The organism is Streptococcus mobilis, assembly GCF_059727625.1.
Genome location: NZ_AP041823.1, coordinates 1,274,086 through 1,294,121, shown reverse-complemented (window position 1 = coordinate 1,294,121; position 20,036 = coordinate 1,274,086). Strand labels below are relative to the sequence as shown.

At 41.4% G+C, this 20,036-nt stretch carries 19 protein-coding genes; 10 read left to right on the top strand and 9 right to left on the bottom strand.

Features of this window, described 5'->3' with window-relative positions; translation table 11 throughout:
- Positions 1-31 precede the first annotated feature (31 nt).
- A complete protein-coding gene (locus tag AC6IZR_RS06095) occupies positions 32-589 on the bottom strand; it encodes a CYTH domain-containing protein (protein WP_497848252.1) in 558 nt (185 codons plus the stop codon).
- A gap of 95 nt (positions 590-684) precedes the next feature.
- Between AC6IZR_RS06095 and yjbM the strand changes: the two genes are divergently transcribed.
- The 5 genes from yjbM (at position 685) to mutY (ending at position 5,437) form a co-directional block, all read left to right on the top strand.
- Positions 685-1,356 (top strand): GTP diphosphokinase, encoded by a 672-nt coding sequence (yjbM, locus tag AC6IZR_RS06090; RefSeq protein ID WP_003003504.1) that lies wholly within the window; start codon positions 685-687, stop codon positions 1,354-1,356.
- Entirely contained in the window at positions 1,340-2,158 is an 819-nt protein-coding gene (locus AC6IZR_RS06085; RefSeq protein ID WP_282188909.1) for an NAD kinase, read from the top strand. Before yjbM ends, AC6IZR_RS06085 begins: the two co-directional genes overlap by 17 nt.
- A complete protein-coding gene (locus tag AC6IZR_RS06080) occupies positions 2,155-3,048 on the top strand; it encodes an RluA family pseudouridine synthase (RefSeq protein ID WP_497848251.1) in 894 nt (297 codons plus the stop codon). Before AC6IZR_RS06085 ends, AC6IZR_RS06080 begins: the two co-directional genes overlap by 4 nt.
- Positions 3,049-3,069: 21 nt before the next feature.
- Complete coding sequence (gene pta, locus AC6IZR_RS06075; protein WP_021153149.1) at positions 3,070-4,044, top strand: phosphate acetyltransferase; 975 nt, start codon at positions 3,070-3,072, stop codon at positions 4,042-4,044.
- Positions 4,045-4,291: 247 nt separating this feature from the next.
- Positions 4,292-5,437, top strand: coding sequence for an A/G-specific adenine glycosylase (gene mutY, locus AC6IZR_RS06070; protein WP_497848250.1), 1,146 nt, complete (start codon positions 4,292-4,294; stop codon positions 5,435-5,437).
- Between the two features lie 795 nt (positions 5,438-6,232).
- Here mutY and AC6IZR_RS06065 read toward each other — a convergent pair.
- The 5 genes from AC6IZR_RS06065 to AC6IZR_RS06045 all read right to left on the bottom strand — a co-directional run bounded on the left by AC6IZR_RS06065 (position 6,233) and on the right by AC6IZR_RS06045 (position 10,488).
- Entirely contained in the window at positions 6,233-6,580 is a 348-nt protein-coding gene (locus tag AC6IZR_RS06065) for a DUF6568 family protein (protein WP_247923262.1), read from the bottom strand.
- Positions 6,581-6,837: 257 nt separating this feature from the next.
- A complete protein-coding gene (locus AC6IZR_RS06060) occupies positions 6,838-8,553 on the bottom strand; it encodes a phospho-sugar mutase (RefSeq protein ID WP_497848249.1) in 1,716 nt (571 codons plus the stop codon).
- Positions 8,554-8,703: 150 nt separating this feature from the next.
- Positions 8,704-9,264 (bottom strand): ECF transporter S component, encoded by a 561-nt coding sequence (locus AC6IZR_RS06055; protein ID WP_497848248.1) that lies wholly within the window; start codon positions 9,262-9,264, stop codon positions 8,704-8,706.
- Entirely contained in the window at positions 9,261-9,800 is a 540-nt protein-coding gene (coaC, locus tag AC6IZR_RS06050) for a phosphopantothenoylcysteine decarboxylase (RefSeq protein WP_497848247.1), read from the bottom strand. Before coaC ends, AC6IZR_RS06055 begins: the two co-directional genes overlap by 4 nt.
- Before the next feature lie 10 nt (positions 9,801-9,810).
- Positions 9,811-10,488 carry a phosphopantothenate--cysteine ligase gene (locus AC6IZR_RS06045; RefSeq protein ID WP_497848246.1) on the bottom strand — a complete coding sequence of 226 codons (678 nt, stop codon included), beginning with the start codon at positions 10,486-10,488 and terminating at the stop codon, positions 9,811-9,813.
- 175 nt (positions 10,489-10,663) lie between these two features.
- Between AC6IZR_RS06045 and AC6IZR_RS06040 the strand changes: the two genes are divergently transcribed.
- On the top strand, positions 10,664-12,334 hold the full coding sequence (locus tag AC6IZR_RS06040; RefSeq protein WP_497848245.1) for a formate--tetrahydrofolate ligase: 1,671 nt from the start codon (positions 10,664-10,666) through the stop codon (positions 12,332-12,334).
- 68 nt (positions 12,335-12,402) lie between these two features.
- On the opposite strand, the gene AC6IZR_RS06035 is transcribed toward AC6IZR_RS06040, so the two are convergent.
- Positions 12,403-13,746 (bottom strand): MATE family efflux transporter, encoded by a 1,344-nt coding sequence (locus AC6IZR_RS06035; RefSeq protein ID WP_497848244.1) that lies wholly within the window; start codon positions 13,744-13,746, stop codon positions 12,403-12,405.
- Positions 13,747-13,842: 96 nt separating this feature from the next.
- Between AC6IZR_RS06035 and AC6IZR_RS06030 the strand changes: the two genes are divergently transcribed.
- Positions 13,843-14,397, top strand: a complete 555-nt coding sequence (locus AC6IZR_RS06030; RefSeq protein WP_003011957.1) for a GNAT family N-acetyltransferase — start codon at positions 13,843-13,845, stop codon at positions 14,395-14,397.
- 184 nt (positions 14,398-14,581) lie between these two features.
- Here the strand turns inward: AC6IZR_RS06030 and AC6IZR_RS06025 are convergent, their stop codons facing one another.
- Positions 14,582-15,610, bottom strand: a complete 1,029-nt coding sequence (locus AC6IZR_RS06025; protein ID WP_497848243.1) for a YdcF family protein — start codon at positions 15,608-15,610, stop codon at positions 14,582-14,584.
- A gap of 135 nt (positions 15,611-15,745) precedes the next feature.
- On the opposite strand from AC6IZR_RS06025, the gene brnQ reads away from it, so the two are divergent.
- From brnQ to AC6IZR_RS06010, 3 genes are all read left to right on the top strand, one after another.
- Positions 15,746-17,062, top strand: coding sequence for a branched-chain amino acid transport system II carrier protein (gene brnQ / locus AC6IZR_RS06020; RefSeq protein ID WP_003007219.1), 1,317 nt, complete (start codon positions 15,746-15,748; stop codon positions 17,060-17,062).
- 395 nt (positions 17,063-17,457) lie between these two features.
- Positions 17,458-18,165, top strand: a complete 708-nt coding sequence (ccdA2, locus tag AC6IZR_RS06015) for a thiol-disulfide oxidoreductase-associated membrane protein CcdA2 (RefSeq protein WP_003007221.1) — start codon at positions 17,458-17,460, stop codon at positions 18,163-18,165.
- A 24-nt stretch (positions 18,166-18,189) separates the two neighbouring features.
- On the top strand, positions 18,190-18,750 hold the full coding sequence (locus tag AC6IZR_RS06010) for a TlpA family protein disulfide reductase (protein ID WP_497848940.1): 561 nt from the start codon (positions 18,190-18,192) through the stop codon (positions 18,748-18,750).
- A 30-nt stretch (positions 18,751-18,780) separates the two neighbouring features.
- Here the strand turns inward: AC6IZR_RS06010 and AC6IZR_RS06005 are convergent, their stop codons facing one another.
- Complete coding sequence (locus AC6IZR_RS06005) at positions 18,781-20,025, bottom strand: NAD(P)H-dependent oxidoreductase (protein WP_201089186.1); 1,245 nt, start codon at positions 20,023-20,025, stop codon at positions 18,781-18,783.
- Positions 20,026-20,036 lie beyond the last annotated feature (11 nt).

The window sequence follows — 20,036 nt, the reverse complement described above, 5'->3', positions numbered from 1 at the left end:
TTAGCAAAAATTTGCGATAATTTCAGCTATTTTACAATCTTTCCGCCAATCTGGCGATTTTATTTTTTGCAGCTTTGTAGACGATTCCATGCTCTTTGATGAACTGATGGAAATTTTCTTCCTGCTCAGCAGTTTCGACCTCGATTTCCAACTCATAATCTTCAGTGTCTAGATAGAGACTGTGGTCTAGTGCCACTAGGCCTGCAGCTGTTTCTTTTTCGAATCGTTCTGTTGTAAGGCTTCCCCAGACAGCGAGTTGCTCAATGGCGATTCCTTTTGACACCAAGAGGTTTTTGATTTCTCCGTCAGGAAACTGTTGGTGTTGAAGGATCGCCTCGGTTTCTTCTGGGCTGAGGTCTTGATTGTACTCGAAATGGCCAACTGCCTCAGGAACCTTGAGAGTCAACTCAGCCTGATCTGTGAAAGTACGCACCCGCAAGGCCATTTTTTCTTTACGAATGAGCTGGTCGGGTGTATCGATATAGTGATTGGTTTGGACAACCAATTTTGTATCAGCAAAAAGTGGAAGGAGGGATTGGTATTCCTCCTTATCTAGCAAGGTTTTGTATTCAATTTCTAAATGGTTCATTTTGTGGTCCTTTGCTTTTTTTCGAAAGCGATTCATGATATAATAAGAGATGTGTTTATTGTATACAAAAATGGTTCAGATTACAAGGTGGTAGGATGGCAATTGATTGGGAAAACTTCTTAGATCCGTATATCCAAGCAGTTGGGGAATTAAAAATCAAACTGCGTGGGATTCGTAAGCAATATCGTAAGCAACAAAAGCATTCTCCAATTGAGTTTGTCACAGGACGGGTCAAGCCGATTGAGAGCATCCGTGAGAAGATGATCCGAAGAAATATTTCTGAAGAAAATCTAGCTCAGGATATGCAAGATATTGCTGGTCTTCGCATCATGGTCCAGTTTGTAGATGATGTGGATGAGATCCTAGAGGTTCTGAGACAACGGCAGGATATGCGCGTGGTCCAAGAGCGAGATTATATCCGCCACAAGAAATCAAGTGGCTACCGGAGTTACCACGTCGTGGTCGAGTATCCGGTCGATACCATTGATGGAAATGAAACGATCTTAGCAGAGATTCAAATTCGGACCTTGTCCATGAATTTTTGGGCAACCATTGAACACTCGCTCAATTATAAATATAAAGGAGACTTTCCAGACGAGATCAAAAAACGCTTAGAGACGACAGCAAACCTGGCCTATCTCTTGGATGAAGAGATGGGGGCAATTCGGGATGCGATTCAGGAGGCTCAAGCCCTGTTTGATCCACTTCATCGTAAGTTAAATGATGGCGTTGGAAATAGTGATGACACAGATGAAGACTACAGGTAAAAAAGTATCCATTATTCGCAATCGCAAGCGTCAAAGTGAAGAGGTTTTTCAGCAGTTGCGCTACAAGCTTCGGAAAAATAATTTTATTTTGACGGAGAAGCACCCGGATATTGTGATTTCAATTGGTGGTGATGGGATGTTGCTATCGGCCTTTCACAAGTATGAACACCAGTTGGATCGGGTGCGATTTGTTGGCGTCCATACCGGACATTTAGGATTCTATACAGATTACTTAGACAGTGAAATCGATAAGCTGGTTGAGAACTTAAAATATGATACTGGAGCTAAGGTTTCCTACCCTATTTTGAATGTCAAGATTACTTTTGAAAATGGGGAAACCCGTACCATGAGAGCGTTGAACGAAGCAACGATTAAGAGAAGCGACCGGACCATGGTTGCTGATCTCACGATTAATGGTGTGGATTTTGAGCGCTTTAGAGGAGACGGGATTACCGTTTCGACTCCTACAGGAAGTACGGCTTACAACAAATCCTTGGGAGGAGCAGTCCTTCACCCGACTATTGAGGCGCTACAGATCGCTGAGATCGCCAGTCTCAACAACCGTGTTTATCGTACCTTGGGTTCTTCTGTCATTGTCCCTAAAAAGGATAAGATCGAGATTACACCGACAAGACCTGGCTTCCACATTATCTCTGTTGATAATTCAACCTATTCTTACCGTAATATTGCAAAGGTAGAATATCAGATTGACAACCATAAGATTAATTTTGTGGCAAGCTCCAGTCACACCAGCTTCTGGAATCGGGTCAAGGATGCCTTTATCGGAGATGATAGAGAATGAGATTTGAATTCATTGTCGATGAGCATGTCAAGGTTAAGACCTTCCTGAAAAAGCATGAGGTTTCTAAGGGTCTCTTAGCAAAGATTAAGTTTCGTGGTGGCCAGATCCTTGTCAATGGACGTCCGGAGAATGCGATCTATTTGTTGGATATTGGGGATCACTTGGTTATCGATATTCCGGCAGAAGAAGGTTTTGAAACCTTAAAACCTATGGATCGGCCTTTGGATATTTTGTTTGAAGATGATCATTTTTTGGTCTTAAACAAACCCTTTGGCATTGCCTCTATTCCAAGTGCGATTCATTCCAATACCTTAGCCAATTTTGTAAAAGGCTACTATGTGAAACAAGGCTACGAGAATCAGCAGGTCCACATTGTCACTCGCCTGGACAAGGATACTAGTGGCGTTATGCTCTTTGCCAAACATGGTTATGCTCATGCTCGATTAGATAAGCAATTGCAGTCTAAAACGATTCAAAAACGCTATTATGCCTTGGTCAAGGGATCTGGGAAGCTTGATCCTGTCGGAGAGATTATTGCTCCGATTGCGCGTGATGAAGATTCTATTATCACCCGAAAGGTAGCTAAAGGTGGCAAGTATGCTCATACTAGCTACCAGGTTGTTCAATCTTTTGGGGATATTCACCTAGTGGATATTCAGTTACACACAGGTCGAACCCATCAGATCCGTGTTCATTTTTCCCATATTGCTTTTCCACTCTTGGGAGATGATCTCTATGGCGGGAGTTTAGAAGACGGCATTGAGCGCCAAGCCCTTCATTGTCATCGTCTATCCTATTATCATCCATTTCTAGAGGAAGAATTGGTCATAGAAAGTCCACTGCCTCCAGATTTCCAAGCTGTATTAACACAGCTTCAAACTAGTTATTAATTATTAAAAGGAGTAAAACTCATGGAAGTTTTCGAAAATCTCAAAGCCAACCTCGTTGGTAAGAATGCTCGTATTGTATTACCAGAAGGTGAAGAACCTCGTATCCTCCAAGCGACAAAACGCATTGTGAACGAGACAGAAGTAACCCCTGTCTTGCTTGGTAATCCGGATAAAATTCGGATTTATCTTGAAATCGAAGGGGTTTTGGATGGATATGAAGTCATCGATCCTCATTCTTATCCAGGTTTTGAAGAAATGGTAGCTTCCTTGGTAGAACGTCGTAAGGGCAAAATGACTGAAGAAGAGGCGCGTCAAGTCTTGAAAGACGACGTTAACTATTTTGGTGTCATGTTGGTTCACATGGGAATTGTTGATGGGATGGTATCTGGTGCGATTCACTCAACAGCCGCAACTGTTCGTCCGGCCTTGCAAATTATCAAAACTCGTCCAAATGTAAAACGGACTTCAGGAGCTTTCCTTATGGTTCGTGGATCTGAACGTTACTTGTTTGGGGACTGTGCCATCAACATCAATCCAGATGCTGAAGGATTAGCAGAAATTGCCATCAATTCAGCTATCACTGCCAAGATGTTTGGTATTGATCCAAAAATTGCTATGTTGAGCTATTCAACAAAAGGATCTGGTTTCGGTGAAAGTGTTGATAAGGTTGTTGAAGCGACTAAGCTTGCTCATGAACTTCGTCCAGACCTTGAAATTGACGGGGAATTGCAATTTGACGCAGCTTTTGTCCCTGCAACTGCAGCCTTGAAGGCTCCAGGAAGCAAGGTGGCAGGTCAAGCTAATGTCTTTATCTTCCCTGGTATTGAAGCAGGTAACATTGGATACAAGATGGCAGAACGTCTTGGTGGCTTTGCGGCGGTAGGTCCAGTTTTGCAAGGGTTGAACAAACCTGTCAACGACCTTTCTCGTGGATGTAATGCAGATGACGTTTACAAATTAACCTTGATTACAGCAGCTCAAGCTGTAGAACAATAAGTAATGCATTTAGAGAGTAGGACAGAAATCGGTCATTCGTTAAAATTCGATTTCGTCGTCCCACCTCCGCACAGTTGAGTAGGGCTGTAAAAGCTGATGAAATCAGCGTAGTAGAGCCCTACTCAACCACTGCGTCTTGCTCGACAATCCAAAAATAATTGAGAGGCTAGGACTTTTGTCCCAGCCTCTTTTTCTTTATAAAATCAGAATTTCTAAACTCTAACTCATTCTATGGTATACTAGGAATATGTTAGATTTAAAAGATTACGGGATTACCATGTGGGAGGAGGAAAAAATCGCCTCTTTCCGAGAAAAGTTATTAGCCTGGTATGATGCCCATAAACGGGATCTCCCCTGGAGAAGGGCCCAGGATCCTTATAAAATTTGGATCTCAGAGATTATGCTCCAGCAGACACGTGTCGATACGGTGATTCCTTATTATGAGCGTTTTTTAGACTGGTTTCCGACGGTCGCTGATTTGGCTCAAGCCCCCGAAGAAAAACTCTTAAAAGCTTGGGAAGGATTGGGGTATTACTCACGTGTCCGCAATATGCAGAAGGCTGCCCAGCAGATAATGGAAAATCACGGAGGAGTGTTCCCATCAAGTTATGAGGAAATATCTAAACTGAAGGGAATTGGGCCTTATACAGCTGGTGCCATTGCTAGTATTGCCTTTGGATTACCAGAGCCAGCAGTGGATGGCAATGTCATGCGTGTCCTAGCCCGCTTGTTTGAGGTGGACTACGATATCGGAGTCCCGACTAATCGCAAGATTTTTCAAGCCATGATGGAATTCTTGATCGATCCGGCCCGTCCGGGTGATTTCAATCAGGCTTTGATGGATTTGGGGTCCGATATTGAATCGCCAGTCAATCCACGGCCGGAAGAGAGTCCTGTTAAGGAATTTAGCGCGGCCTACCAACATGGGACCATGGATCGTTATCCCATCAAGGCTCCTAAGAAGAAACCACTACCTGTCTATCTCACAGCTTTTATTATCAAGGATAGTCAAGGTCGCTACTTGCTGGAGAAAAATGAGCGAGAAGGGCTTTTATCAGGTTTCTGGCATTTTCCCTTGATCGAAGTGGATAGCCTATCTGAGAACCTAGGCCAATTATCACTACTGGATAGTAAGAGGGAAGTAGAGAGTAACCCAGAAATTATTTCTTTTGAACAGGACTATGACTTGGCCATTGATTGGCAGGACAGATCGTATCCTATCGTTCAGCATATCTTTTCGCATCGCAAGTGGCAGGTTCAGATTCGATACGGCCTAGTAAAAGAAGGAGAGCAGCCAGCAAGTGAATCGACTGTTTGGTTAACACCAGAAGAATTTTCGGACTATCCTTTTGCTAAACCCCAGCAAAAGATCTGGGAAGCATTTAATAAATGAACGTTCATTTTAATTTAATATAGAGCATAAGTTTATGAAGAAAGAATAGGATTATGTAAGTTATATGGATTATATACCAGATTATTCAGATAAAAATTTTATAGGACCTCGTAGTATATTTGCTAGTATCATCTTTTTTATATTAACTTGTTTTAATTATTTTATGGCTGGCGTATATTATTATATGATTTACAAATTATATTCTAATCATGTGAAAATCAGCTTTATCATTATTTATTTATTTATATTTTACAATTTATTTTGGTTAACTCGTGAGTTAAATTTTAAAATACTTCACTGGCTTGGTTACCACGCCTCGCCAAAATATTATGGAAGTTTTAAAAGCAGGTTTCCTTTATTCAATAAAATAACGAAAACATATAAAATGCATTACAGAAGAAGATCAAAGAAACACCAATTTCTATTCTTATGCAGTTATTTGCTTTATTTAAATTTTGTGCCGATATGTTTCTTTCTTTATTTTTATTTTATAAGGTACTATACAGTTATGAACTATACAACTGACTTTAATAATGTAAATAAAATATATCTTACTATCTTCTTAATCTTGATATTTGCTACCATATTCATAAATGAATTACTATTTGAAAAGTACAGAAAATGGTTTACAAAACACTTTAATCTTGATGGTAGGCTAGAGGAGCATGAATTTCCAATATTTTTCTTAAAATGAAAAATAGTCTACTATAATAGTTTGATGAAAAAAATTCTAAAAGTTGGACAATTTTTATGGTAAATGAAAATTAGCTAGAGATTATTCTCTAGCTAATTTTTTTATAAATGAGCGAATGCTTTGATTTCTTCTTCAGACATAGATGAGTCGCAACGAACACTGACTTCACCGGCTTCGATATGTAAAAATCCTGGGACAGTTGGGATACCGTAGGTTGAGCGGAAGGCTTGTAACGCATCTAGCTGACTTGGTTCTTCACTATTGATGAAGTAGATATGAGCTTTTGTTTCAGCTACGACAGTTGCTAACTTAGCAGCAAATTTCCGGCAGTAAGGACAAGTCTTGCGTCCGATAAAGAAGGTCGCTGTTTCTTTTTGATCGATCGCTTCTTGCGCACGCGTGACAGTTGTCACTTCAAGATCTTTAATATCTTCTAAAAATTGTTCCATGAGATTACCTCGCTTTCTTCTATGTCTAGTATGCCATATTTTCTATAAAATCGCTGGTATTTGCTACGAAAGAAAGAGAGAGTGGGAGAGAAATCGGTAATTCGTTAGAATTCGATTTCGTCGTCCCACCTCCGCACAGTTGAGTAGGGCTGTAAAAGCTGATAAAATCAGCGTAGTAGAGCCCACTCAACCACTGCGTCTTGCTCGACAATCCAAAAATAATTGAGAGGCTAGGACTTTTGTCCCAGCCTCGTGTTTTAGCCTACGAAAGCATTGATTTCTGCTTCGATATTTGCAATTTTTTCTTTGGCATCTGCTTCAGATTCACCAACTGTAGCGATGTAGAATTTGATTTTTGGTTCTGTACCTGAAGGACGAACGGCAAACCATGAATCATCAGCCAAGATGTATTTAAGCACGTTACTTGGAGGAGTTGTCAATTTTTCAACGCCGTCAGCAGTAGTAGCTGTTTGTTCCAAGAAGTCTTCTGTCATAGCAATGTCTGTATTGTTAAATTGTTTAGGAGCATTGCCACGGAATTTATCCATGATTTTCTTGATTTCAGCAGCTCCGTCCACACCTGAAAGGGTAACAGAGATGGTTTTTTCTGCGAAGTAACCGTATTGTTTGTAGATTTCTTCGATACCATCTGCCAAAGTTATACCACGTGAACGGTAGTAAGCAGCGATTTCAGCAACGATAAGAACGGCTTGGATAGCGTCTTTGTCACGTACGAATGGTTTGATCAGGTAACCGAAGCTTTCTTCGAAACCAAGCATGTAAGTATGGTTGTGTTGTGTTTCAAATTCATGGATTTTTTCACCGATAAATTTGAAACCAGTCAAGACGTTAAACATTGTTGCGCCGTAGCTTTCTGCAATCTTAGTCACCAACTCAGTTGATACGATGGATTTACAGAGGGCAGCATTGGCAGGAAGTGTACCAGCTGTTTTGTGAGCTTCAAGAATGTATTTAGCGATAATTGCTCCGATTTGGTTACCTGAAAGGTTGAGGTAAGAACCGTCTGGTTGGCGGATTTCAACACCAAGGCGGTCAGCATCTGGGTCAGTTGCAACCAATACATCAGCGTCTACTTTGCGACCAAGTTCTTCAGCAAGAGCAAAGGCAGCTTGGTTTTCAGGGTTTGGAGATTTAACAGTTGAGAAGTCAGCATCTGGAACAGCTTGAGCTTCAACAACTTGAACAGCTTCAAATCCAGCTTGGGCAAGAGCACGACGAGCCAACATTTCACCAGTACCATGAAGTGGAGTGTAGACAATCTTCATGTCGCGACCGTATTCATTGATCAAGTCTTGGTTGATGTTAACGCCTTTCACTTCTTTCAAGTATTCAGCGTCGACGTTTTCACCGATAACTTCAATCAGGCCGTTAGCTTTGCTTTCTTCAAGGTCAGCCAATTTCACAGAGAATGGATTTTCGATAGCACGGATGTAATCTGTCAATGCATCAGCATCTGCTGGAGGCATTTGTCCACCGTCTTCACCGTAAACCTTGTATCCGTTAAATGGAGCAGGGTTGTGGCTAGCGGTTACCATGATTCCAGCAAATGTGTGGAGGTGACGAACGGCAAATGACAATTCCGGTGTTGGACGAAGGCTTTCAAATACATACGATTTGATACCATGTGCAGCCAAAACTTGAGCAGATTCAAAAGCAAACTCAGGAGAGAAGTGACGGCTATCGTAAGCGATCGCAACTCCGCGTTTCTTCGCTTCCTCACCTTTTGAGTCGATCAATTGGGCCAATCCTTCAGTTGCTTGGCGAACAACATAGATATTAATACGGTTGGTACCAGCACCGATTAATCCACGCATACCAGCTGTACCGAATTCAAGGTTGGTATAGAAGGCATCTTCTTTTGTTTTTTCATCCATTGCGACCAACTCATCACGAAGGTAAGCTGGTAATTCAGCAAAGTCGAGCCATTTTTGGTAGTTTTCTTGATAGGTCATGCAAGCGTCTCCTTTTTGCTTATAATTTAATCGCTTACATTATAGCAAATTTTTTCAGAAAATTCTAGCGATAATTGTAAATCTTTTCAAAAAAATAGGGTTAATTCACCATCAAAAAAAGCCAAGATAAATTGGTCTTGGCTTTGAAGGTTATTTTAATTTTTCAAGAGATGGAACGACAGCACTGGTAATGAGTACTGTCGCAATGACTTCGATGAGAGAGTTGGTAGATACAATCAAGGCTAGGAAATGTTGAATTCCCCCTCCAAAACTGTTACCAAAGAAGAAGTAAATCCCACTTAGAACGAAAACAGTATTGGTCATAGAGCCGACAATTCCAGCGATCACAAGTCCAGTACGATTGCGAATCCAGCGATAGACGAAGTAAGGAGTTACCCCGATGAGAATCCGAGGGACTATGGCAATGATAAGGGAGTATAGATTCCCGTGAGGGACAAAGGGACTAAAGAGATAGCTGGCTGGTGTTAAAACCAAGGTATTCATAGTGAGACTAAAGAGTCCCATGAGGAGTCCTAAGATAGCTCCAGTCCGTGGACCGTATATGATGGAGGCGATCACGACAGGAATATGAACCAAGGTTGGTTGAATTCCTGATGGAACGAATTGCAGAATGAAGGACGTTACAAAGTGAATGGTGATCATCACCGCAAAAAAGATGGCAATTCGTGAAATAGAAGATGACTTTCTCATAAATAATTCTCCTTAACAGCTTCAACAATAGTTTCTACAGTCGCTAGAGCTCCAGAACCTTTGTCCCCACAAGCAAGAACAGCATCACGAGGTTGGATAATCTGGTAACCGTAGTCTTGTAAGAGTTTTAGATTTCGTTGGGTAGCGGGATGTTCTAGCATTTTTGTATTCATAGCAGGGGCAAGTAATTTTTTAGTTCTTTGTGGCAAGGCTAGAGCTGTGCTTGTGACCATATTATCTGCCAGTCCCATAGCCAATTTAGCAATGGTATTGGCACTGGCTGGCGCGACAAGAAAGAGGTCAGTTTCTTCCCCAATGTCGATGTGCTCGATCCGCCGTGGATCGTCTTCCATCATAACATCTAGCCCTACTTGATTTTTTGAAAGAACTTGCAAGGTTAAAGGGGTGATAAATTTTTGGGCTGAAGGAGTCATGAGGACCTTCACTTCAAATCCCAATTTGGTTAGTTGGCTGGTAATATCAGCAGCCTTATAGGCGGAAATACTACCGGTAACCGCTAAAGTAATGTGTGTCATATGTTCCTTTTTATTTGATATAACGTAGGATAGCCTCTGCGATTTCTGTTTTCGTAGAAGCTTCTAGGACCTGATCGTCTGTCACTAGATAGGCTTGATGCTGACCGTTTTGAATCTTGGTCAGATCATTGGCAACGATCATGCTGGCATGATTTTTAACGAGGCTTTCACGCGCTACCTGGATCAACTCTTCAGAAGAAACGTCGACTAATAGCTTAAAGCCGATCAGTTGAATAGCAGGGTTCCATTCTTTGACGAGCGAGATAATCTTGGGATTTTTCTTTAGAAAGAGCACCTGGTATTCTTCTTTGGAAGAAATTTTCGCTTCCTGATTTTCGCGATGGATAAAGCTATGAAGGTCTTGAGCTTTCTCAACTTCCTCAAGGCCTGTCATGTAAACAGGTGTGTAGTCTGAAACAGCCATAGCGTGAATCAAAACCTGATGATGAGGGACTTCTGTTTTCATTTGTGCGACTAGTTCTTCGACATTCTGGATCAATAGAAGACGAAGCTGTGGGTGAGGATCAGGTTTAAGCGCGGTAGGCGTTGTGATCAAGGTCACCTGATGTCCCTTAGCAAGAGCCGTTTCTGCAAGGATTTTCCCTAGGCTCCCAGTGGAATGATTGGTGATCGCACGAACGCTATCAATGGCTTCGCTTGTCCCGCCAGATGTAATTAAAATATGCATATGCTTATTTTACACAAAAAAGATACGTAAGTAAAGTTCTGAAGCTATTAGGATTAGCTATGTGTCGCCATAAAATTTAGATAAAAAACGAACGTTCGATTCAAAAGGTGGAAAAACTATGTTATTTTCGCGAATTTTAGGTATAATAGATCTATCAAATATAAAGGAGTCCCTTATGAAAACAGATATCGAAATTGCTCAAAGCATTGAACTCCAACCGATTGTGGACGTTGTTAAGAAGATTGGTTTGGTTGACGATGATCTTGAATTGTATGGAAAATACAAGGCGAAATTGAGCTTTGATAAGATTCGTGAAGTTGAGAAAAATCCAGTAGGAAAACTTATCTTAGTCACTGCGATCAACCCAACTCCAGCTGGAGAAGGGAAATCAACCATCACCATTGGTCTAGCAGATGCTTTGAATAAAATCGGTAAAAAAACCATGATTGCCATTCGCGAACCTTCTTTAGGTCCAGTTATGGGGATTAAAGGTGGTGCTGCTGGTGGTGGTTATGCCCAAGTTCTACCGATGGAAGATATCAACCTTCATTTCACAGGGGATATGCATGCGATCACAACGGCTAATAACGCTCTCTCAGCATTGATTGATAATCATTTGCACCAAGGAAATGAGCTAGGAATTGACCAACGTCGGATTATCTGGAAACGGGTAGTGGACTTGAATGACCGCGCTCTTCGTCATGTTTCTGTCGGTCTTGGCGGTCCTTTAAATGGGATTCCGCGTGAAGACGGTTTTGATATTACGGTTGCTTCTGAGATCATGGCCATCCTTTGCTTGGCGACAGATATTGAAGATTTGAAACGTCGTTTGGCCAACATTGTAATTGGTTACCGCTATGATCGTAGTCCAGTTTATGTCCGTGATTTAGAAGTAGAAGGGGCTCTTGCCTTGATCCTCAAAGATGCGATCAAGCCAAACTTGGTTCAAACCATCTATGGTACACCTGCCTTTGTTCACGGTGGTCCATTTGCCAATATCGCCCATGGATGTAACTCTGTATTAGCAACGACGACAGCTCTTCATTTAGCTGACTATACGATTACAGAAGCTGGTTTTGGGGCTGACCTTGGTGCTGAAAAATTCCTCGATATTAAAACTCCAAACTTGCCTACATCACCAGATGCAGTCGTAATCGTAGCGACACTCCGTGCCCTTAAGATGAACGGTGGAGTGACTAAGGATGCTCTGACAGAAGAAAATGTAGAGGCTGTTCGTGCTGGTTTTGCCAATTTGAAACGCCACGTTGAAAATATCCGTAAGTTTGGCATTCCTGCAGTGGTTGTCATCAATGAATTTATCACCGATACAGAAGCAGAAATTGCTGCTTTGAAAGAATTGTGTGCTGAAATTGATGTACCAGTTGAGCTTGCGAGTGTATGGTCGAATGGTGCGGACGGTGGAGTTGACCTTGCTGAAACGCTAGTCAAGACTATTAAAACAAGTCCAGCTAACTACACACGCTTGTATGATAACAACCTTTCTGTTGAAGAAAAAATTGAAAAGATTGTTACAGAGATTTACCGCGGTACTAAGGTGAATTTTGAGAAGAAAGCCAAGACACAAATTGCCCAAATCGTGAAAAATGGATGGGATAAGTTGCCAATCTGTATGGCCAAAACACAATATAGCTTCTCAGATAATCCAAACGCCTTGGGAGCTCCTGAAAACTTTGAAATCACTATTCGTGAAGTGGTTCCAAAATTGGGAGCAGGCTTTATTGTCGCTTTGACTGGGGATGTCATGACCATGCCTGGCTTACCAAAACGTCCAGCTGCTTTGAATATGGATGTGGCTGCTGATGGAACAGCCATCGGTTTGTTCTAATAACTAGATATCTAAAAACAACTTCTGTTCAAATGAGCAGAAGTTGTTTTGGTCTTGTTAATCAATCACTATTCAGTAAGGAGTTGGTACCTGATTTTTCGATAGATTATGATGAGCTGTAGGGTCATGGGAATCCAGATAAGGGGTTCGCAGAGAATGACCCCCATGTAGCCGGTGTGAGGAATAATCCACAGAACGAAGAAAATTTTTCCAAACAATTCAATAAAACTGGATGTGAGTGGGGTTAATTTTTTACCCATTCCCTGTAGGGCATTTCTCAGGATGATGAGACTCGCCAAAATAGGATAAAAGCAAGAGCTGATCTGGAGATAAAGACTGGCATTTGCAATGAGATCAGGATTTGTCGAGCCGGAAATAAAGCTGGTTAAAGACGGACTTGTGAAGAATAGAAGAGCAGCAACCAAGACAGACCAAACCCAAGAAAGAAGGTTGGCAATGGTAACGCCTTTTTTGATCCGCTGGAATTGCTCTGCGCCAAAATTCTGCGAGATAAAGGTTGTGATACTTGAGGCGATAGCTGTAATCGGTAAAACGGCAAAGGACATGATACGACGGGCTGCGATCTGTGCACTGATAATGGTTGTTCCAAGCTGATTAATAGCGGATTGGAGGATAACCGTTCCAATCGAAACGATGGAAGTCATGAGGCCCATGGCAAGGCCCTGACTTAGCAGATCCTGATAAAGCTCCTTGTCCCAAACAAAATCCTTGCGATGCGGGAGCAGAAAAGGGACCTTCTTACGAATATAGAGAAGACAAAGAAGGGCCGAAATACCCTGGGCAATAATGGTCGCAATTCCAGCGGATTGGACTCCGAGATGGAGTTGGGTAATAAAATATAGATCGAGAAGAATATTGAGAATGGCAGCGATAATCAGGAAGTAGAGTGCCGCTAAGCTATCGCCAACCGCTCTAAGAAGTCCAGCGCAAAGATTATAGGCAAAGGTCACAGCCACACCATTGACAATAGTGGAGATATAGAGATAAGACTGAGACACAATTGCTGATGGGGTTCCTAAAAATTGGAGCATGGGAAAAAGTCCGACAGCACCAATGAAGATCACAAAGAGACTGAGGATGCCACCAATAATAGCAGTTGCGGCGACTGATTTTCGTAATTGGTCTTCGTTTTTGGCTCCATAATTTCTCGCGATAATGATGCCCATCCCATTTCCAACACCGACAGCAAATCCAACGATCAAATCAAAAATAGCAGAGGTTGCTCCAACGGCAGCCAATGATTTTTGACCTAAAAAACGCCCTACAATCATAACATCCGAGGTATTGTAGAGTTGTTGAAAGATATTGGACAAAAGAATAGGAAAGGCGAAACTCAAAAGAGCGGGTAAAATAGGACCATCTATGAGGTCCACACGTTGAATTCTTTTCATAGTGTCATTATACCAACTTCAGGAACCAGCGACAAGCTTCGATAGTTGAAGGCCCTTACTTTTTTTGGTATAATCAGGGCAGAAAAGGAGGCTTTTATGAGCTTAACCAGTCAATTAATCACGGAAACGTTCCCAGATCTGGACAAGGTCGAGAGGCTGAATATCGAGGCATTTCCAGAAGAAGAGCGAGTTCCTTTGTCGGAATACCTGCGTTATACGGACAATGACGATGCTAATTTTTTTGCTTTTTATAACGAAGAAGAATTTGTAGGATTTGCTTTTTCTATCTATAATCAGAAAGTTTTTTATGTTAGCTTCTTTGCCATTATGCCCCACCTACGTAGCCACGGTTATGGTCAAGAAATCATTGAAAAATTGGTAGAATTTTACCAAAGAACCATGATTCTTGAAGTGGAACGATTGGATGAAGAATGTGACAATCTAGAGCAACGCCAGTCTCGGATGGATTTCTATAAGCGAAATGGATTTAAAACTGCCAATGCCTTTTTAGAATACGAAGGACTGAGCTTTGAAATTCTCTATCGGGGTGATCACTTTGACGAAGAGGCTTATCGCGATATTTTCCGTAAACTGCAGGAAGAAAATTATTTCGATTTCCGCATTAAATATAGACGCTTTAGTGACCACTAGACAAGAAGGAGGCTGGGACAAAAGTCCTAGCCTCTCAAATATTTTTGGATTGTCGAGCAAGACGCAGTGGTTGAGTGGGCTCTACTAGGCTGATTTCATCAGCTTTTACAGCCCTACTCAACTGTGCGGAGGTGGGACGACGAAATCGAATTCTAACGAATTACCGATTTCTGTCCCACTCTCTTTAGTTTAGATATTTAATGAAGAACTCAATTAGTTTCATGATTTGTGTAAAGAACCAAGGCAGAAACAGAAGAGCTAGGAAGGAAACATGCCATTTCCAATAGAGTGAAACCAAGCCAACGGTTTCTCGAATCCAAGCGGATGGGAGATAGTAAAAGGCTGTTCTTGAACCGATACTTCGACCGGGTATTTTCAATCGTCTCATAAAGACACCTGCACGGAGCGCGTGAAAAGAATTGGTTACCACAAGGACTCGCTTGCCAAGCCCCTCTTCTTCAAGGATACACTTGCTAAAGGTCAGGTTTTCAAAAGTAGTACGAGAGCGATTCTCGATGAGAATGGCGTCTTCTGGAACCCCGTGTTCCATCAAGTATCCGGCCATAGCTTCTGCCTCAGCGATCAGCTCATCTGACCCTTGACCACCAGAAACAATCAACTTTGGTCGTTTCTTGAACTGCTCATAGACGGCCTTTCCCTTCTCAAGACGCTGGGCCAAGAGTGGGGGAATCTTTTCTCCAATCAAACCTGAACCAAGAATGATAATGGCGTCTGGCTCTTTGCGAACTGGAAAGAGATTGCAAAAGGTCCCATAGGATATATAAGAGAGGTAGAGAAAGGTCATGTAAAACAGGGCAAAGTCAGTCAGATAGATGAGGATGTCATTCCCTGGGAAATAGGGTAGAAAATGTAGTGCCAAAGCTCCGATAATAAACAGCCCATAGAGCAGCGAGAGGAGGTTGGCCAGTCTTTTTCCTTCAAAAAGCATCATTTGACGGCCGTTAAAAAGGAGAAAGATAGATGAGAAAATAATGCTGAGAAAAACGAGGATGGAAATCACAACAAAGACAATCATTGCAATTTGTTGATTAAACCATAGCTCAGTTCGAACGACTAGTAAAAATGCAGAAATCAGTAGAAGAAGTCCTAGGTTTATCGAAAAGAGATAAGCATTGAAAAGCCTTCTGCGATCACTCATAAAGAACAATAAAAAGATAAGAGCTGGAAATAACCAGAATAGATATAGATACATGTTTTACCTCTCGTAAAATCTTACATCCATTGTACCATAATGACTGATAGAAATAGCGGATTGTTCATGCAAATAAGTTGCATTCTTCAAATGAATTTGATAAAGTTAAGATTATCGTTTTTTTAAGGAGATCGTATGTTACGAAAAGGTTCCCTGACAGGTTTATTACTGTTTGGTATTTTTTTTGGTGCTGGAAACCTGATTTTCCCGCCGACTCTTGGTGCTTTATCGGGTAATCAATTTTGGCCAGCAATTGCTGGGTTTGTCCTTTCAGGCGTGGGAATTGCCATTGTGACCTTGATTATCGGGACACTCAATCCCAAAGGTTATATTGATGAGATTTCTCGTAAGATTTCACCTGTTTTCGCAATTGTATACTTAGTTGCGCTGTATCTTTCGATTGGGCCTTTCTTTGCCATTCCAAGAACGGCGACGGTATCTTTCGAAGTGGGGACAGCCCCCTTATTAGGTGGAATGAATGCCAGTTTAGCACTTTTCATTTTTACCCTGGTCTACTTTTTGCTTGCCTTTCTGATTGCTTTGAATCCATCTAAGATTCTAGATCGAATCGGTCGTATTTTGACCCCGATCTTTGCGATTCTCATTTTGATCTTAGTCGTTCTTGGAGCTCTAAAATACAGTGGGCATGCTCCAATGGTGGCTACAAAAGCTTATCAGGCATCTGCCTTTGGGCAAGGATTTTTAGAGGGGTACAATACCTTGGATGCCTTGGCATCTGTTGCCTTTAGTGTGATCGCAGTGACTACTTTGAATCAACTTGGATTTTCAAGTAAGAGAGAATACATCAAGACTATTTGGTTGGTTGGAATTGTTGTAGCCCTTGGTTTTAGTGTGCTGTATATCGGTTTAGGATATCTGGGGAATCATTTTCCTATTCCAGCTTCTGTTATGGCATCTGATAGCAATAAAGGGGTGTATGTATTATCAGAAGCTACCAAAGCGATCTTTGGTCCGACTGCTCAGATTTTCCTAGCAGGAATGGTGACGGTAACTTGCTTTACCACAACTGCTGGTTTAATCGTCTCTACCAGTGAATTCTTCCATAGCACCTTCCCTAAGGTTTCTTACAAGGTCTATGCAAGTGTCTTCACTCTGATTGGTTTTGCGATTGCCAACCTTGGCTTGAATACCATTATTGCTTTCTCATTGCCAGTCTTGATGATTCTTTACCCAATCACCATTACCATTGTATTGCTTGTGATAGTGAATAAATTTGTGGCTCTTTCAAAACTAGGAATGCAACTGACTATTTTCTTGGCCAGCTTGGTCTCTCTTGCAAGTGTTCTGGCAAATACCTTTAAAATTTCACTAGTAGAAAAGGGGATTGCTTTGCTTCCATTTGCGGCTCAATCTCTTCCATGGTTAGTGCCAGTAGTCATCGGGATTCTTTTATCGCTCGTATTACCAAATAAACAAACGGCAGAAGAATAAGTTATATTAGAAACTCTAAAGTTTTGTGCTTTAGAAATAGATTGAAGATAATATCCTCTTAGAAACTTTCCTTAGGTGAGTACGGACGTCAGCGAACTTCATAGAAGTTCCATGACTTAGTTTTGAATCTAAGGTTTCAAAACTCCCGAGTGCTAGAAACATCACTGTTTCTAGCACTTTTCTCACGGCGGAAAGTTTCAATGTATACTTGAATGTGCCTTATATATTCTTTTAGTTTTTCACCACAACTTAGACTCTAAAGTTTTGTGCTTTAGGGTTTTTCTTTTGAAACTAGTACCTAAATCCAAAATATAGCAAAAGAACGTAGCAGAAATTTTTATTATAGGTCAATCAATGTTATACTGAATGTAGCATATCAATATACGGAGTGAACTATGAATCCAATCATTTTTTCATTGACAGTTTTTCTTGCGGGTATTCTGTCTTTCTTTTCTCCCTGTGTCTTTCCTTTGCTGCCGGTTTATATTGGAATCTTGCTAGGAAGTGATCAGGAAAAGGCTATCCGATTGTTCGGGAAAAAAATTCGCTGGCATGGCTTGCTGAAAACCCTTTGTTTTATTGCAGGTATTTCTGTTATTTTCCTCCTCATTGGTTTTGGAGCGGGCTTGCTTGGAAAGATCATGTACACCAATTGGTTCCGTTATCTGATGGGAGCCCTCATCATTATCCTTGGTCTTCATCAAATGGAAGTCTTTCATTTTCATTTCCTTGAAAAGCAAAAATCAGTAGATTTTGGAGCCAACAAACAGAAGAATGAATTGTTTTCAGCTTTTCTCCTTGGTCTTGGCTTTAGTTTTGGTTGGACGCCTTGTATCGGCCCTGTATTGGGATCAGTTCTTGCTCTAGCAGCATCAGATGGGCAAGATGCTCTTATGGGAGCTATTTATCTCCTTGTTTATACCTTGGGAATGGCTCTTCCGTTTTTACTGTTGGCCTTAGCATCTAGTCTGGTCCTACCTTACTTTAATCGTCTCAAACCCCATTTGTTGTTGCTGAAGAAAATCGGCGGAGCCATCATTATTCTGATGGGAATTCTCTTACTTTTGGGACAATTGAACAGTTTGTCATCTATCTTTTCATAAAATAATCCGGAGGTTTAACGCATGATGAAAGGTTTTAAATACGCTTGTTTCTCAGTACTTTCTCTAGCTTTGCTGTCAGCTTGTTCCATGGATCAATCCAGCGAGAGTAGTATGGGCAATCAGCCAACAATGAATACAACAACGACTAAGAATCCTTTGGTAGGAAAAGACGCTAGTGACTTTGAACTAAAGGATATGAAGGGGAATACGGTCAAACTTTCAGACTATAGAGGCAAAAAAGTCTATTTGAAATTTTGGGCAACCTGGTGTGGACCTTGCCGGCAAAGTATGCCCGAATTAGAGAAATTGGTCAAGGATACGGATAGAGATTTTGAGATTCTCACGGTTATGGCACCGGGAATGCAAGGGGAAAAAACAGAAGAAGAGTTCGTCGAATGGTTTGCCCAACAAGATTATCCATCAGTGCCCGTCTTGTATAATCCAGATGGCTCTGCCTTTGCGAACTATCAAGTACGTTCCATTCCTACAGAAGTCTTCATTGATAGCCAAGGGAAGATTGGTCATGTGCAGCTAGGGGCAATTTCAAACGAAGATGCTAAGAAGATTATCAAGGAGTTAAAATAAAAAAATGAAGCACGTAGCTTCATTTTTTTATTAGTTGCTTGCACCAGAAGTGGCATCAGCATCTCCGTGGCCTCCGTCACCATGTCCTCCAGCATCAGAAGCACCAGAAGTTGCATCTGCATCACCATGACCACCAGCAGGAGCAAATGGTCCGCTACCACCTACAAGGCGTTGACCTGTTGTTTGCAGGTACCAGTCTAACCATGGTTTGAAGTTGAAGACAATTTCATTGATACCAGCGTAAGAACCATCTTCATAATACATAGCTTGGTAGTTGTGGGTGTTGATCACGCCTTCAGGAGATCCTGGAACAATGGTTCGAACATATTCTTGGTTTCCGTTGCGAAGAGTGCCGATTACCCATTCAACGTTTTTCATACGTGCTGGTGGAAGGGATCCGTGAACGGTTGACATTCGGCTACCAGATTGAGGTGGCACGCGTTTGGCAAACATGGTATCTGGATCTTGATGAGCATTGTTGTAGTAGAGGAATTGGTTGTTATCATCGGCATATGTCAACTCAAATGGCATGGCCTTCAAGAACATATTAATTTGGTCAACGGTTAGGATACCGTGGTCAAGTTTGACATAAGTATCTCCAGAAACAGCACCTGTAAGTTCAGCTACTTTTTCAACCCAATCTGGATCATCCGGATCGATCTCAGTAACAGTTGTAGCAATTGGATGATTACAATCTAAATCTTCTGGTTCAATTGGTTTTGGTTTTTTCAATTTAGATACAACCTCAACGTATTTCATAAAATTATCCAAGCAGGTTTCGAGGAATTTGACGGTTCCTTCGTTGATGATATTGCCGTTTTCGTCAAAAGCTTCTTTTGCTTTTCCAAGAAGGAATTCATTACCTGGAAGAGTATAAGCATTGACACCTGGAGCATCAAGGATCTTGCGGAGGTGAACCTGAGCACGTGATGTCCCTTGATCATAGTAGGAAGCACCAACGATCATTACTGGTTTGTTTTCAAATGGATGCACCTCAAAAGATAGCCATTCAAGAACAGATTTAAGAGCAGCAGAGATCGTATGGTTGTGCTCTGGAGTAGCAATGATGACACCATCTGCTCGAGTAATTTTATTGTACAAAAGACGTAATTGGAAACTTTCGTCCCATTTTTCATCTTGGTTAAACATTGGAACTTCATCGATTTCAAGAACTTCCAATTCAAATTTGATCTTAAATTGGCGGCGAATGAATTCCAAAAGTTTACGGTTATATGATTGATCGTAGTTCGATCCTACAAGTCCAACAAATTTCATTCTTTTCTGTC

Excerpts from the sequence above, each read along its gene's own strand:
- AC6IZR_RS06025 (WP_497848243.1), bottom strand. The coding sequence starts at position 15,610 with ATGTATCTATATCTATTCTGGTTATTTCCAGCTCTTATCTTTTTATTG.
- mutY (WP_497848250.1), top strand. The coding sequence starts at position 4,292 with ATGTTAGATTTAAAAGATTACGGGATTACCATGTGGGAGGAGGAAAAA.
- coaC (WP_497848247.1), bottom strand. The coding sequence starts at position 9,800 with ATGACACACATTACTTTAGCGGTTACCGGTAGTATTTCCGCCTATAAG.
- AC6IZR_RS06010 (WP_497848940.1), top strand. The coding sequence starts at position 18,190 with ATGAAAGGTTTTAAATACGCTTGTTTCTCAGTACTTTCTCTAGCTTTG.
- pta (WP_021153149.1), top strand. The coding sequence starts at position 3,070 with ATGGAAGTTTTCGAAAATCTCAAAGCCAACCTCGTTGGTAAGAATGCT.
- AC6IZR_RS06080 (WP_497848251.1), top strand. The coding sequence starts at position 2,155 with ATGAGATTTGAATTCATTGTCGATGAGCATGTCAAGGTTAAGACCTTC.
- AC6IZR_RS06095 (WP_497848252.1), bottom strand. The coding sequence starts at position 589 with ATGAACCATTTAGAAATTGAATACAAAACCTTGCTAGATAAGGAGGAA.
- AC6IZR_RS06040 (WP_497848245.1), top strand. The coding sequence starts at position 10,664 with ATGAAAACAGATATCGAAATTGCTCAAAGCATTGAACTCCAACCGATT.
- AC6IZR_RS06035 (WP_497848244.1), bottom strand. The coding sequence starts at position 13,746 with ATGAAAAGAATTCAACGTGTGGACCTCATAGATGGTCCTATTTTACCC.
- AC6IZR_RS06060 (WP_497848249.1), bottom strand. The coding sequence starts at position 8,553 with ATGACCTATCAAGAAAACTACCAAAAATGGCTCGACTTTGCTGAATTA.
- brnQ (WP_003007219.1), top strand. The coding sequence starts at position 15,746 with ATGTTACGAAAAGGTTCCCTGACAGGTTTATTACTGTTTGGTATTTTT.
- AC6IZR_RS06005 (WP_201089186.1), bottom strand. The coding sequence starts at position 20,025 with ATGAAATTTGTTGGACTTGTAGGATCGAACTACGATCAATCATATAAC.
- ccdA2 (WP_003007221.1), top strand. The coding sequence starts at position 17,458 with ATGAATCCAATCATTTTTTCATTGACAGTTTTTCTTGCGGGTATTCTG.
- yjbM (WP_003003504.1), top strand. The coding sequence starts at position 685 with ATGGCAATTGATTGGGAAAACTTCTTAGATCCGTATATCCAAGCAGTT.
- AC6IZR_RS06065 (WP_247923262.1), bottom strand. The coding sequence starts at position 6,580 with ATGGAACAATTTTTAGAAGATATTAAAGATCTTGAAGTGACAACTGTC.
- AC6IZR_RS06055 (WP_497848248.1), bottom strand. The coding sequence starts at position 9,264 with ATGAGAAAGTCATCTTCTATTTCACGAATTGCCATCTTTTTTGCGGTG.
- AC6IZR_RS06045 (WP_497848246.1), bottom strand. The coding sequence starts at position 10,488 with ATGCATATTTTAATTACATCTGGCGGGACAAGCGAAGCCATTGATAGC.
- AC6IZR_RS06085 (WP_282188909.1), top strand. The coding sequence starts at position 1,340 with ATGAAGACTACAGGTAAAAAAGTATCCATTATTCGCAATCGCAAGCGT.
- AC6IZR_RS06030 (WP_003011957.1), top strand. The coding sequence starts at position 13,843 with ATGAGCTTAACCAGTCAATTAATCACGGAAACGTTCCCAGATCTGGAC.